The following is a 14,656-nucleotide window of genomic DNA, read 5'->3' as shown; positions in this document are numbered from 1 at the left end:
AGCTGCCGTATGAAAGTGTTGATAGTCGAAGATAACCATCATGTCGCTGAAACCCTGGCTGACTATCTTGAGCTAGAGGGCTATACCATAGATTGTGCCTACCATGGTCTAAGCGCAATCCAGTTGGTCAAGGATAATCACTATGATGTGATCATCATGGATATTATGATGCCCAAGGTTGACGGGATTTCTGCCGTGAAAAAAATGCGCGAAGAGATAATGTGCGATATCCCTATTCTATTTTTGTCCGCAAAAGACAGCCTTGAAGACAAGATTGCGGCCTTTCAGGCTGGGGGGGACGATTACCTTATCAAACCCTTTGCCATGGAGGAGCTCTGTCTCCGGCTCCAGGCGCTTGCCTGCCGGGGGGCGCGTAAAGATATCGGCTTACTCTGTTTTGCCGATATCACCATTAATCAAGCAACCGGTGAGGTTCTACGTGCCGACCGACCGATTAAGCTAAGCCGGATCCAACTCAAAATCCTGTCGCTTCTCATGAAAAGAGCGCCCGCTATCGTATCCCGACAAGAAGTCATCGACACGGTCTGGGGAGAGGATGCGCCAGGCAGCGATGCATTGCGTAGCCATGTTTATGGCCTTAGAAATGCCATCGATAAAGACTTTGTAGAAACACGACTAGAGACTATTCATGGCCAAGGATACCGACTCAAAGCCTAAATCCTATCCCAGCATTTACCGCAAGATCCGCTGGAGCTTCGGTATACCCACGTTGATCATGTTCACACTATTCTGGTCGATGATCTATTTGGCCGAGAATGAATTAGAGATCATCAGCCTCCACCACTGGCTGGATACCGAGGCCAGTCGCTACAGCCGAGATTATCAACGCTTTGGTGATCAAGCCCAGCTCCCTAACGAAAAGGAGTTTTATAGCTACTGGAGCAAAGAAGCCCCCCCCTCATGGTTGAGCAGTTATCAAGAGCCAGGATTTTATGAACACCTACTAGACAAAGAAGACAAGCACTTTATTGTTACTGAGCACCCATCCGGTGATGGGCTCTTCTATATCGTGTTCCAAGATGATGCGGATGATTATCTCGATGAGTACGAGGCTCGCCTGCACGTCATGACATTCAGCTTGGGAGGCTTAGTCTCCCTCGCCGTGCTGATCTACAGCTGGTATTTTGTCAAAAGTGTCTCACGCCCGCTGGAAACCATCGAGCACAAAATCCGTAACATGCCACCCAATCAACCCGACTTCATGGTCGAGACCGACTACAAGGAGACGCGAGAGATCGAGCAAGCACTGCACGAAAGCAAAGTTGACATCGCCCGCTATTTTCAACGCGAACATGACTTCAGCCGCTTCGCATCGCACGAGCTCCGTACTCCGATCATGGTCATTCAAGGCTCGGCTGAACTTCTCAGCAAAGTACCTGACCAGCCACCGGTGGCAATCAAGGCCATCAATCGCTTACAAAAAGCCAGCGAAGAAATGCGCGAGTTGACCGAAGCCTTTTTATTGCTGGGCAAGGAGAGCGTTGACCAGCACCATTTCGGGACCTATCAACTTGAACATAATCTCCGCCAGCAACTCGATATCATGTCCCCCATCTTTGCCAAGCAAGATGCCAGCTACGTTCTGGAGATAATGTCACCAAGCACCATCTCCGCTCCTGAAAGCTTCATCAATATCGTGATGAACAATTTGATCAAAAACGCTTTCAGCTACAGTATTGGAGATATAGAAATCCAACTCTTTGGCAATGAGCTCACTATCATTAACCGCCATGATGGCAATGAAACCTTCAATGCAGGCTACGGCTGCGGGCTGGTCATCGTTGAGCGCATATGCGAAAAAATGGGGTGGCAATTTGCCACAGAGGATAATAATACCCACTTTAAAACCACCGTTGTGTTTCGCCAGCTCGACAATTCAAGGAATGGAGAAAATGCTAATTAAATGGCAGTCCAGCAACCTTATTACATGGCTGTGTACCATGTTGAGCGCAACACTATTGGCGGGCTGTACCGGCATGCCGCAATCTGTCGAGCCAGTCTCCCCCTTCAATATCGATAGGTACCTTGGTACCTGGTACGAAATCGCTCGGCTCGATCACAGCTTCGAGCGTGGTCTGAGTGATGTCAGTGCGGTCTATAGCCGCAATGATGACGGCTCCATCACAGTGATCAACCGTGGCTATCACACAGAAAACCAGCAATGGCAGCAAGCTGAGGGACGGGCGGTCTTGGTTGATGAACCCGACGAAGCCCACCTGAAGGTCTCTTTCTTCGGACCGTTCTACAGCAGTTACGTGGTTTTTTATCTCGAACCGGACTATTCGGTTGCCCTCGTCAGCGGCTACAACACCGATTACTTATGGCTGCTCGCCAGAGAACCCATCATGGACAAGGCAAAAATCGCTCGCTATGTTGCCATTGCTGAGCAGGCAGGTTTCGCAACAAACAGGTTGCTATACCCTGCTCAGTCACAGCATCCGTAACGAGCATCCCCATTTCCCAGATGTAAAAAAAGCCGCAGATAGCGGCTTTTAGTATTTCGATGCCAAAACGGCTATTTACGCATTTTCCTGCTCGAATTTAGCCATGAAATCGACCAGGGCCTGCACGCCTTCAACCGGCATCGCATTGTAAATCGACGCACGCATGCCACCGACTGCACGGTGCCCCTTGAGCGCTTTCAGCCCGGCCGCATCGGCTTGCTCTAGGAACAAACCATCTAGCTCAGGGTTTTTTAGCTGGAAAGGGACATTCATCAATGAACGGTTATCAGCGTGAACGTCGTTGCGGTAGAAATCTGATTGGTCAATGTAGTCATACAACACATTGGCTTTGACTACATTACGTTGTTCCATCGTTTCCACACCACCCAGCTCCTTCAGCCACTTGAATACTTCGCCGGCAAGGTACCAGGCAAAGGTTGGCGGGGTATTGAACATCGACTCTTTATCGACCTGGACGGTATAGTCAAGAATGCTTGGCAGAATCGACTTGGCCTTGCCCAGCAGATCATCGCGAACAATGACAATAGTCAGACCGGCTGGGCCGATATTTTTCTGGGCACCGGCATAAATCACACCGTATTTAGATACGTCAATCGGACGAGAAAGGATCGTCGATGACAAATCAGCCACAATCGGCTTGTCGGTTTGTGGCAAATCACGGATTTCCAGTCCATCAATGGTTTCATTGGGACAGAAATGAACAAACGCCGCCTCATCCGACAACGGCCACTCTGCAGCAGGTAGGATCGCTTTCTTGCCATCTCGCTCACAGGTGATATCGACCACATTCGGCTGGCAATACTTCGATGCTTCCTGAGCTGCGCTATGGGCCCAGTAGCCCCCGTCCATATAATCGGCGCTATCAGCGTCTCCCAACAAATTCATCGGCACGGCGGCAAACTGGGCACGTGCCCCACCATGGCAAAACAGAACGTGGTAGTTATCAGGAATAGAAAGCAGGTCGCGTAAATCTTGCTCGGACTGTTTGGCCACTGCAATGAATTCTTTGCCACGGTGACTGACTTCCATCACCGAAGTGCCTAATTCATTCCAATTAATCAGTTCTTGTTGGGCCTTTTTCAATACGTCTGCCGGGATCATCGCTGGGCCGGCGCAAAAGTTATAAACGTTGTCCATGGTGAAAGACTTGCTCCTGCTGGGAAAACATAAGGTTGTGACTAGAGATTGTGACTCATGTCTGTTTTTACACCTTTATGACGGTGCTGAAAAGGGGCAAGGCGAAAATAGTGGTCGCATCCTATTTGGCATCGCCTTCGGGCATAAAAAAACGCAGCCTGATGGCTGCGTTTTTATCAGACTAACTAACTGGTTAGTTATTCTTGCTCAGAAGAGTCGTCTGCTGGAGTGTCCGCAGCTGGCGTTTCGCCCTCTGCCGGCGCTTCTCCTTCGACCAGTTCCGCGTCTTCGATCAGCTCGTCTTCTTCCGGCTCATCGATACGCTGTAGGCCAACAACCAACTCGCCTTCAGCAGTACGGATCAAGGTAACACCCTGGGTATTACGGCCAACACGGCTCACTTCGGCCACACGGGTACGAACCAGCGTACCGCCATTGGTGATCATCATGAACTCGTCGCCGTCTTCAACCTGGACAGCACCGACAACGCTACCGTTACGGTCAGACACTTTAATCGACACAACACCTTGAGTCGCACGGCTCTTCGACGGGTACTCAGCAAGCTCTGTACGCTTACCGTAACCATTTTCAGTTACCGTCAGGATATCACCGTCGTTGTGAGGCACGATTAGCGAGACAACTTTATCGCCTTCCGCCAGCTTCATACCACGAACACCGGCAGCCGTTCGGCCCATACCACGTACTTGCTCTTCCGAGAAGCGAACCACTTTACCCGCTTCAGAGAACAGCATGATTTGGTCTGTGCTGTTGGTAACGTCAACGCCAATCAGCGAATCACCCTCTCGTAGGTTAACGGCAATAATACCGGCACTACGCGGACGGCTAAAGTCCGTCAAAGGTGTCTTCTTAACAGTACCATCAGCGGTTGCCATGAAGACAAACTTGTCAGCTTCATATTCTTTCACTGGCAGGATAGCGGTAATTCGCTCACCTTCTTCCAGCGGAAGGATATTAACAATCGGCTTACCACGGGCAGTACGGCTAGCCAGCGGCAACTGGTACACTTTCAGCCAGTACATACGGCCACGGCTTGAGAAGCACAGAATGGTATCGTGGGTATTGGCCACCAGCAGACGCTCAATGAAGTCTTCATCCTTCATACGCGTTGCAGCTTTACCTTTACCACCACGACGCTGTGCTTCGTAGTCGCTCAGTATCTGGTACTTGACGTAACCTTCGTGAGAAAGCGTCACAACAACGTCTTCCTGGTTGATCAGATCTTCCAGGTCGATATCGTGGCTAGCTGCGGTGATTTCAGTACGACGTACATCGTTGAACTGCTCTTTAACCGCTTCTAGCTCTTCGCGAATCACTTCCATCAGACGTTCTGAGCTACCAAGGATGTATAGCAGTTCAGCAATTTCTTCAAGCAGCGTTTTGTATTCGCCAAGGATCTTCTCGTGCTCTAGCCCGGTCAGCTTGTGCAGACGAAGATCGAGAATGGCTTGTGCCTGCTGTTCGGTCAGGTAGTACTGACCATCACGGATACCGTATTGCTCTTCCAGCCATTCTGGGCGAGCAGCATCGGTACCAGCACGCTCAAGCATTGCTGCAACGTTACCAAGATCCCAGCCACGAGCAACAAGGCCAGCTTTTGCTTCTGCAGGTGTCGGCGCGTTTTTAATCAGTTCGATGATCTCATCGATATTGGCCAGTGCCAGTGCCAAGCCTTCAAGAAGGTGGGCACGTTCACGGGCTTTGCGTAGCTCATAGATAGTACGGCGAGTTACCACTTCACGACGGTGGTTGACGAAGCACTTCAACATGTCTTTCAGGTTGAATGTCTTCGGCTGGCCGTTGTCCAGTGCCACCATGTTGATACCGAATGTGGTCTGCAGCTGAGTTTGCGCGTAGAGGTTATTTAGAACCACTTCGCCCACAGCATCACGCTTACATTCGATAACAATGCGCATACCGTCTTTGTCAGACTCGTCACGCAGGGCACTGATGCCTTCAATCTTCTTGTCTTTAACCAGCTCGGCGATTTTTTCGATCAAACGAGCCTTGTTAACCTGGTAAGGGATCTCGGTGACAATAATGGTTTCTTTACCATTCTTCTCAACTTCGATATTCGCTTTTGAGCGCAGGTAGATTTTGCCACGACCTGTCTTATAGGCGTCGACAATACCTTTACGACCACTGATCATCGCTGCAGTCGGGAAATCCGGACCTGGGATATACTCCATCAGCTGATCAATGGTGAGACTCTCATCATTGATATAAGCCAAACAGCCATCAATGACCTCACCAAGGTTATGAGGCGGGATATTCGTCGCCATACCAACCGCGATACCCGATGAGCCGTTAACCAGCAAGTTCGGGACCCGAGTTGGCAGTACCGCAGGGATCTGCTCGGTACCATCATAGTTAGGAACGTAATCTACCGTCTCTTTGTCAAGATCCGCCAACAATTCATGGGCGATCTTGGACATGCGCACTTCGGTATAACGCATTGCAGCAGCAGAGTCGCCGTCAATCGAACCGAAGTTACCCTGACCATCTACCAGCATGTAGCGAAGAGAGAAAGGTTGCGCCATACGTACGATGGTATCGTAAACCGCGCTATCACCGTGCGGGTGATATTTACCGATTACGTCACCGACCACACGGGCAGATTTTTTATATGCTTTATTCCAGTCATTGCCCAGCACGTTCATCGCGAATAAAACGCGACGGTGTACCGGCTTAAGGCCATCACGCACATCAGGAAGAGCACGACCCACGATAACTGACATCGCGTAGTCGAGGTATGAGCCTTTCAGCTCCTCTTCAATGTTTACGGGCGTGATCTCTTTTGCAAGATCGCTCATGGAGCCAATATCCCTCAGGTAATTTCTGTCGTATACGTATACTAAACGGCATAGCTAGCGCTAAAACGGGCTGAGAGCCAATTTAAGACGATATCTATAACGTCTAGTACCATACGTGCAAGGTGCGAGAATATAGCATATTTCAGCCCAGATAGGCACACCTTTCACTACTATGTTGTGAGTAATTTAGCGGATTGAAAAAAAATCGAAAGCACTAATCTAAGTATTACCTCGCTGACAGCCTGTTTTTTATTCAAAGCTTGTTTTTTATTACTTTTCGTCGTTTTGATTCTGGCACGATTAAATTGCAACCAATTGTAAATTATTGACCAAGATCGGAATTACACCACTTCTTCGCCGAGCTGACTGAAAGCTGAACAGAAAACTGATCATTATCAATTTTGCTTTCAGGCAGATCGGTACAATTGACCACGTAAGAACAAAATCTAAGATTTCAAAAATAACCCATAAGCGAGGTCAATTATGTTAGGCAGAGTAATCACAACACTAGGTATGTGTGTCATTGGTGGCAAATATCTTCTAATGCTCATTATTGCAGGTATTGCGATGACAACCGGCAGTGGACAGGCTGATATGATGCAGCTAGCCATGCTAGAACCAGCTGAGTAAAACCTATGCAAACACGGAATGTTTATCAGGCTTAGAAGTCACAGTGCGAACATAACGCATCACCGCTTTTGAGCCTGAATTGTTTATAAGGGCAGCGAGACACATTTTACTTCTCCTTTTTCGAAGCTGTTCGCCTCTCTTGTGACCGCATATGGCTAATTCTGTCGCTCTTCTTCCTTTCAGAGCGACAGCCATCCCCCTCTTAATTTTCTTTACATGCCAATAATTTCTCTCTAACACCTGCACCTTCAATAAGCTTGGGTATATAATGCCGCTATCAAAAAGGAATATGGCAAAGGTTCATGACCAAGCAGTTGAATGTAGACCCAGCAGAAATCAGTAAATTTGAAGACATGGCGTCCCGTTGGTGGGATTTGGAAGGTGAGTTCAAGCCTTTGCACCAAATCAACCCTCTACGCCTCAACTACGTGCTTGATCGTGCCGAAGGGCTCTTTGGCAAAAAGGTACTCGACGTCGGATGCGGCGGTGGTATCTTGGCCGAGAGTATGGCCGTCGAAGGCGCAGAGGTAACGGGGCTGGATATGGGTAAGGAGCCGTTGACCGTGGCTCGCCTGCACGCTCTGGAAACAGGCACCAAACTTGAGTATGTCCAGCGGACGGCAGAAGAGCACGCCGAGCTTTTTCCAGCCACCTACGATGTGGTGACCTGCATGGAAATGCTGGAACACGTCCCTGATCCCGCATCGGTCATCGCTGCTTGCGCCAAAATGGTCAAGCCTGGCGGCCACGTGTTTTTCTCAACACTCAACCGCAACTTCAAATCATATCTGTTTGCCATTGTCGGCGCCGAACAGCTATTGAAGTTGGTTCCCAAAGGGACCCATGACCACGAGAAATTTATCCGCCCGTCGGAATTGCTGGAAATGATTGACGCCACACCGCTGCAAGACCGTCATATAACCGGCCTGCACTACAACCCTCTGACCGACCGTTACTGGCTGGGCAACAATGTCGATGTCAACTACATCGTGCATACCACGCTGCTGTAGCCCCCCTTTTCGCTAGGGTGGATCCACCCTAGCGACTTTGATCAGCCACGCTTTACTTCATTAAGCACTTCTCCTTTGCATCCGCTTTTCACCGCTTCGCAGTCTGCAGCGAATTTCTTGCAATAGATCGCACTGATCGCTTTTTCCTCTACCGCCACGTATATACTCATTGATATACACAGTAATGCTCCCTTTCTCGATACAAGGACATGTATATGGCGATGAAAAAAAAAGCGGTATTGTTCGATCTGGATGGCACCCTGCTAGATACCGCTCCTGATATGGCACATGCGGCTAACCGGGTACTGGCCGATCACAACCAACCACCGCTGACCCATAAACAAATCCAGGCCAATACCAGCATGGGCGCCAAGGGGTTGCTGACAGCCGGGTTTGGTACCATTCCCGCACACCTTGATATCATGGCGCTGAGGGACGATTTTTTGCGCTATTACCAAGATAATATTTGTGTCAACACATCGCTCTACCACGGCGTGGTTGCCCTGCTTGAACAACTGGATGACAAAGGGATAGATTGGGGGATCATGACCAACAAGCCTGGCTTCCTGACCGATATGCTACTCCCCTTCTTCCCCGAATTGCTCCGTGCCAAAACGGTTGTCTGCGGCGATACCCTTGCTGTCGCCAAACCCCATCCCGAGCCGTTACTCCATGCCAGTAAACAGATGGGCGTCGATCATCGCGACTGCATTTATATCGGTGATATCGAAAAAGACATGATTGCCGCAAAAGCCGCCAATATGGCTGGCTATGTCGCTGGTTGGGGATATATTGGCGACGAGCACACGCCCTCGGACTGGCATGCACTCGGTGTACTCACTCACCCGAGTGAAATTTTAGCGGTTATCAGCAGCTCGAACTACTAGGACGTGCTACTAACTAACCAAGAAATAACCAAAAAATATGACGTTTATCAGTACGTATAATGCCTGCAAAAAATCAAGATTTTTTTTTTTGCAGGTGCTTTTTTTTACCTCAAAAAGTTTTGATTTTTCCTATGATATTGTCATACCTGCGCAAATCAGTCAGTGGGCACTAACTTAATTTTATGAATCCCCATGTTATCCACAGCCGGTTAAAAATTACCGCCTTGCATTACCCCCCTCTCACCACTATCTTGTAACACCATAAGCTCAACACCCCCATATATAGTGTTTTAACCGGCAATCATAAATCCAACAAAGATCACAATCTTTGCTAACATTATTGCTGAAAGTTACAAAAAGCACTGCTATTGATGGAAATCTGGGAAAACTACCAAAAATGAATCAACAGCTCACTGTTACCAAGCGTGATGGACGCACAGAAAGTATCGACCTCGACAAAATCCACCGAGTCATCACTTGGGCCGCCGAAGGCTTAGAGAATGTCTCGGTTTCACAGGTCGAACTCAAATCTCATATTCAGTTCTATGAAGGGATCAAAACTGAAGACATTCACGAGACCATCATTAAAGCTGCAGCTGATCTGATCTCTGAAGAAACACCCGATTACCAATATCTGGCTGCTCGCCTGGCTATTTTCCACCTGCGTAAGAAAGCCTATGGTCAATTCGAGCCACCAAAGCTGTTTGACCATGTGACGACGCTTGTCTATAAAGGTAAGTACGACAAGCACTTGCTTGAAGATTACAGCCGCGAAGAATTTGATCTGATGGAAGACTACATCGATCACTGGCGTGATATGAACTTCTCTTATGCTGCTGTTAAGCAGCTGGAAGGTAAGTATCTGGTTCAGAACCGTGTTAGCGGTGAAATTTTCGAAAGCGCCCAGTTCCTGTACATGATGATCGCCGCTTGCCTATTTGGCAAATACCCACGCGATACCCGCATGGCTTACATTAAGCGCTTCTACGATGCCGTGTCTCAATTTAAGATCTCACTGCCGACGCCAATTATGTCGGGTGTGCGTACACCAACTCGCCAGTTCAGCTCATGTGTACTGATCGAGTGTGATGACAGCCTGGATTCAATCAACGCAACAGCAAGCGCGATTGTTCGTTATGTGTCTCAGCGTGCCGGTATCGGTATCAACGCTGGCCGTATCCGTGCCCTAGGTTCGGAAATTCGTGGCGGTGAAGCTTTCCACACCGGCTGTATCCCATTCTATAAATACTTCCAAACAGCCGTTAAGTGTTGTTCACAAGGTGGTGTTCGTGGTGGTGCGGCGACCTTGTTCTACCCAATCTGGCACGGTGAAGTAGAGTCACTGCTTGTACTTAAGAACAACCGCGGCGTTGAAGAAAACCGTGTTCGCCACATGGACTACGGCGTGCAGATCAACAAACTCATGTACACCCGCCTGATCAAAGGCGAAAACATCAGCTTGTTCTCACCGTCTGATGTTCCAGGGCTGTACGACGCATTCTTTGCCGATCAAGTAGAATTCGAGCGCCTGTACGTGAAATACGAACAGGACAGCAGCATCAAGCGTAAAACGATTAAAGCCATCGAGCTATTCTCACTGCTGATGCAAGAACGTGCATCAACTGGCCGTATCTATATTCAGAACGTCGACCACTGTAATACACACAGCCCGTTCGACCCAAGTGTTGCGCCAATCCGCCAGTCTAACCTATGTCTGGAAATCGCACTGCCAACCAAACCACTGAACAACGTGGAAGACGAAAACGGTGAAATCGCCCTGTGTACGCTATCAGCGTTCAACCTTGGCGCCATTGATACACTGGACGATCTGGAAGAGCTGGCTGACCTAACGGTCCGTGCCCTAGATGCACTTCTAGATTACCAAGACTACCCATTGCCAGCGGCTTATCGTTCAACTATGAACCGCCGAACTCTGGGTGTGGGTGTGATTAACTTCGCTTACTACCTAGCGAAGCACGGCGTACGCTACTCTGACGGCAGCGCAAACAACCTGACTCACGAAGCATTCGAAGCCATTCAGTACTACTTGCTTAAAGCCTCTGTTGGCTTGGCGAAAGAGCAAGGTGCATGCCCGCTATTCAACGAAACGACTTACGCACAGGGCATTCTCCCTATCGATACCTACAAGAAAGATATCGATAAAGTGTGTAGCGCCGAATTGCGTTATGACTGGGAAGCACTGCGTGAAGAAATCAAGACTCACGGCTTACGCAACTCTACCTTGTCTGCCTTGATGCCATCAGAAACCTCGTCGCAGATTTCAAACGCGACTAACGGTATTGAGCCGCCACGTGGCTTTGTCTCTGTCAAAGCATCGAAAGACGGTATTTTGAAGCAGGTTGTGCCGGAGTACAGCAAGTACAAAGACAACTATGAGCTGCTTTGGAACATCGGTAGCAACGACGGTTACCTACAGCTAGTGGGTATTATGCAGAAATTCATCGATCAGGCGATTTCAGCAAACACCAATTACGACCCGAACCGACAGCAAGGCGGAAAAGTGCCTATGAAACTGTTGCTAAAAGACCTGCTTACAGCGTATAAACTCGGTGTGAAAACCTTGTACTACCACAACACCCGTGACGGCGCATCTGATAGCCAGGGTGATGTAGGCGCAGACGACTGCACAAGCTGCAAGATTTAATGATTTGAAACGGTGGGAGCTTCGGCTCCCATCGATGTTGAGGATAAGATGGCATATAGCACTTTCTGTCAAACAAATAACGACCAACTTAAAGAGCCTATGTTCTTTGGCCAGCCAGTCAACGTTGCGCGTTATGACCAACAAAAATTTGAGATTTTCGAAAAGCTGATTGAAAAGCAGCTTTCTTTCTTCTGGCGTCCAGAAGAAGTGGATGTGTCTGGTGACCGTATTGATTACAACAACCTGCCAGATCACGAGCGCCACATTTTCATCAGCAATCTGAAATACCAGACGCTGCTTGATTCAATCCAAGGTCGCAGCCCGAACGTTGCCCTGCTTCCGATCGTATCGATCCCTGAGCTGGAAACCTGGATTGAGACGTGGTCGTTCTCCGAAACGATCCACTCGCGCTCGTACACCCACATTATCCGTAATATCACCAATGATCCTGCCGTTGTGTTTGACGATATCGTCGATAACCAGCAGATCATCAAACGTGCCGGTGACATCTCCAAGTACTACGATGACCTGATCGCTGCGACCAGCGATTACCACCGCCTTGGTGAAGGTACTCACACTATCAACGGCAGCACCGTGTCGGTGAACTTGCGTGATATCAAGAAAAAGCTCTTCCTGTGCATGATGTCAGTGAACGCATTGGAAGCAATCCGCTTCTATGTCAGCTTCGCTTGTTCATTTGCCTTTGCCGAGCGTGAGCTGATGGAAGGCAACGCCAAAATCATCAAGCTGATCGCCCGTGATGAAGCCTTGCACCTGACCGGTACCCAGCACATCCTGAACCTGCTACGCACCGGCCAAGACGACCCTGAAATGGCTGAAATTGCTGAAGAGTGCAAAGAAGAATGCTTTGCTATTTTCCGTGATGCCGCCGAGCAGGAAAAAGAATGGGCAGAGTATCTGTTCAAGGACGGTTCGATGATCGGCCTGAACAAAGACATCCTGTGCCAGTACGTTGAGTACATCACCAACCTACGTATGGCAGCTGTGGGCCTTGAGCATGCCTATCCGGGGGCGACTCAGAACCCAATCCCATGGATCAACTCTTGGTTGTCATCTGACAACGTTCAAGTTGCGCCTCAGGAAGCGGAGATCAGCTCCTACCTCGTTGGCCAGATCGACAACGATGTCAGCGCCGATGACTTGGGTGACTTCGAACTATGAGTCGAGTCGCCATTCGCGTCAATGGTATCGAGGTTCACGGCAATAGCCGTGAGCCTCTGCTCAACCAGCTGGAAAACGCCGGCCTTCAACCTGAGTACCAGTGTCGCAACGGTATGTGTGGCGCTTGCCGCTGTAAGCTAAAAGCCGGAGCGGTCGACCAACAAGACTCAATGGCATTCATCGGCCCAAACGAAGTGTTGCCATGTTGCGCTATCCCCAAGAGCAATATCGACGTCGAGTTCGAATACCAACTTCAACAACACGATCAGCAAGCGAGTCTCTGAATCCACCCATTGGCCACTTTGGCCGATCCCATACCAACATTGGAATATCTACTCTTTACTCCCCGCCTGGGCGATACATTGAAGCGACTCTGAGTGGCCGAACACGGGTTTTCCTTCGAGCCAGCGACGGAGCATATCGAGCCCTAACGTTGCCAGTACATAGCGATAGTCACGCGATCCATAACGGCGTTTGGTCGACACGTGCTGCGACCACACCCCTTCTTGCGTCACCAATGCTACTGCCACACGGCCATCTTGTTCTGCCCCTATCGCTAAACCAATATCTGCTTGGTTCTTATCCCGCGCGATCTGAGCCATCGACAATGTCGCCTCTACCGGTGCCTTGTCATGATCCTCAGGGACACTGCCGTTACCCAGAATCCATGATTGAGCAACACATCCAGCCAAGTACTCGTCATCATATAGCCAGCTGGTTAGAAAGCCGCCGGTAAAATGTTCAGCAATTGCCAATGAATAGCCTTTGTCCGCAATAAGCTGGCTAACAGCCTTGAGCAATGGTTGATTGTACCCGACTAGGTTGTCACCAAGTTGGTCGGCAATCGCCTCGACCAAAGCAGGCGCTTGCAAATGTCCCGGCGGACAAAAGACTTTGACCTCGATGAAGGGGATTTCTGAGCGATAGCCGATCTCAAAGCCGGCCGGTAGGCGAATAGACTGCAGTGACTGGCCAATCCCCGACTCCGATAGCCCAAACGTGTAAAGGCGGATACATTCCCGTGCGCTGTCATTGGTATAGTTTTTATCCAGTCGCGGCAAAATTTGCTCATGGGTCATTTTTTTGAATTCACTCGGTACACCCGGCGTAAAGAAAACCCAGGCCCTGTTTATCCGCATCGCAAACCCACAAGCAGTCCCGATCGGATTATCCAGTACTTCTGCACCTTCCGGCAGCATCGCTTGTTTGAGGTTGGTTTCGGGCATGACACGGCCAAGCCGAGTATATTTATCTTCCATTGCCACAACCCACTCATCGACCAACTCCAACCCGACGTCGGCCGCTATCGCAGCAGCCTGCGCGGTCAAATCATCGGTTGTCGGCCCCAGGCCACCGTTAACGATCACCACATCGGCAGTCAGGCTACAGTGCTCGATTTCCTTGGCGAGCACATCGAGCTGATCACCGACTGTCGTCCGCCGCGACAGAGGAAAGCCCCGCTGAAAGAACAGTGACGACATCCACGCAGCGTTGGTGTCAGTAATGTCCCCGTGAAGCACTTCTTCACCCGTACTAATCATTGCGACTTTCAGCATATCTTTCCCCTGTTATGTCGACCTGCGACATCCTTTCTCTTTATCTATTTGCCTATTCAAGCATATCTCTAGCTATTTCAGTACGTTATTTTTCATTTATTCCATCATTGTCAATCCGTTATTGCCCTACGACATACCTCACCCAAAACACTGTAAAGCAAGGTTTACACCAACAAACACGAAAGTTGACAGTTAAATACAATCCCTATATTGTTCACAACCAGTGGCAAGCGTTAGAAAAAGATCGAAAACCACCATTAATCACTACAAGA

General features: G+C 49.3%; 13 protein-coding genes. 9 read left to right on the top strand and 4 right to left on the bottom strand.

The genetic code is table 11. The features are described 5' to 3' along the window. The first annotated feature begins 9 nt into the window (after positions 1-9). From C9I99_RS14000 to C9I99_RS13990, 3 genes are read left to right on the top strand one after another with little or no spacing between them, the layout of a single operon-like run. Complete coding sequence (locus C9I99_RS14000) at positions 10-678, top strand: response regulator transcription factor (protein WP_107349505.1); 669 nt, start codon at positions 10-12, stop codon at positions 676-678. Next, positions 650-1,924, top strand: coding sequence for a sensor histidine kinase (locus tag C9I99_RS13995; protein ID WP_107349504.1), 1,275 nt, complete (start codon positions 650-652; stop codon positions 1,922-1,924). The genes C9I99_RS14000 and C9I99_RS13995 overlap by 29 nt, the downstream gene beginning before the upstream one ends. Next, complete coding sequence (locus C9I99_RS13990; RefSeq protein ID WP_208113402.1) at positions 1,914-2,465, top strand: lipocalin family protein; 552 nt, start codon at positions 1,914-1,916, stop codon at positions 2,463-2,465. Before C9I99_RS13995 ends, C9I99_RS13990 begins: the two co-directional genes overlap by 11 nt. 75 nt (positions 2,466-2,540) lie before the next feature. Here C9I99_RS13990 and serC read toward each other — a convergent pair whose 3' ends face one another. Further along, a complete protein-coding gene (serC, locus tag C9I99_RS13985; protein ID WP_107349503.1) occupies positions 2,541-3,623 on the bottom strand; it encodes a 3-phosphoserine/phosphohydroxythreonine transaminase in 1,083 nt (360 codons plus the stop codon). 197 nt (positions 3,624-3,820) lie between these two features. Continuing rightward, positions 3,821-6,454 (bottom strand): DNA topoisomerase (ATP-hydrolyzing) subunit A, encoded by a 2,634-nt coding sequence (gene gyrA, locus C9I99_RS13980; protein WP_107349502.1) that lies wholly within the window; start codon positions 6,452-6,454, stop codon positions 3,821-3,823. A 483-nt stretch (positions 6,455-6,937) separates the two neighbouring features. Here gyrA and C9I99_RS27220 point away from each other — a divergent pair, with 483 nt between their 5' ends. Together C9I99_RS27220 and ubiG are read left to right on the top strand one after the other, a co-directional pair. Beyond that, positions 6,938-7,084, top strand: a complete 147-nt coding sequence (locus tag C9I99_RS27220) for a hypothetical protein (RefSeq protein WP_166645435.1) — start codon at positions 6,938-6,940, stop codon at positions 7,082-7,084. Positions 7,085-7,386: 302 nt separating this feature from the next. After that, positions 7,387-8,094, top strand: a complete 708-nt coding sequence (ubiG, locus tag C9I99_RS13975; RefSeq protein ID WP_107349501.1) for a bifunctional 2-polyprenyl-6-hydroxyphenol methylase/3-demethylubiquinol 3-O-methyltransferase UbiG — start codon at positions 7,387-7,389, stop codon at positions 8,092-8,094. 41 nt (positions 8,095-8,135) lie between these two features. Here ubiG and C9I99_RS27560 read toward each other — a convergent pair whose 3' ends face one another. Further along, positions 8,136-8,264: a hypothetical protein gene (locus tag C9I99_RS27560; RefSeq protein ID WP_275937923.1), complete on the bottom strand. Its 129-nt coding sequence runs from the start codon at positions 8,262-8,264 to the stop codon at positions 8,136-8,138. Positions 8,265-8,309: 45 nt separating this feature from the next. Between C9I99_RS27560 and C9I99_RS13970 the strand changes: the two genes are divergently transcribed. The 4 genes from C9I99_RS13970 (at position 8,310) to yfaE (ending at position 13,112) form a co-directional block, all read left to right on the top strand. Further along, on the top strand, positions 8,310-8,981 hold the full coding sequence (locus C9I99_RS13970; protein WP_107349500.1) for an HAD family hydrolase: 672 nt from the start codon (positions 8,310-8,312) through the stop codon (positions 8,979-8,981). Positions 8,982-9,378: 397 nt separating this feature from the next. After that, a complete protein-coding gene (gene nrdA, locus C9I99_RS13965; protein WP_107349499.1) occupies positions 9,379-11,646 on the top strand; it encodes a class 1a ribonucleoside-diphosphate reductase subunit alpha in 2,268 nt (755 codons plus the stop codon). Positions 11,647-11,694: 48 nt separating this feature from the next. Further along, positions 11,695-12,828: a class Ia ribonucleoside-diphosphate reductase subunit beta gene (gene nrdB, locus C9I99_RS13960; protein ID WP_107349634.1), complete on the top strand. Its 1,134-nt coding sequence runs from the start codon at positions 11,695-11,697 to the stop codon at positions 12,826-12,828. Further along, entirely contained in the window at positions 12,825-13,112 is a 288-nt protein-coding gene (yfaE, locus tag C9I99_RS13955) for a class I ribonucleotide reductase maintenance protein YfaE (protein ID WP_107349498.1), read from the top strand. The genes nrdB and yfaE overlap by 4 nt, the downstream gene beginning before the upstream one ends. A gap of 48 nt (positions 13,113-13,160) precedes the next feature. Here yfaE and C9I99_RS13950 read toward each other — a convergent pair whose 3' ends face one another. Then, complete coding sequence (locus C9I99_RS13950; RefSeq protein WP_107349497.1) at positions 13,161-14,384, bottom strand: CinA family nicotinamide mononucleotide deamidase-related protein; 1,224 nt, start codon at positions 14,382-14,384, stop codon at positions 13,161-13,163. Positions 14,385-14,656: the final 272 nt, after the last annotated feature.

Origin of the sequence: Photobacterium lutimaris (genome assembly GCF_003025555.1) — a bacterium.
Lineage (GTDB): Bacteria > Pseudomonadota > Gammaproteobacteria > Enterobacterales > Vibrionaceae > Photobacterium > Photobacterium lutimaris.
Note: the sequence above shows the minus strand (reverse complement) of the source record. Positions and strands in the feature narration are given on the sequence as shown.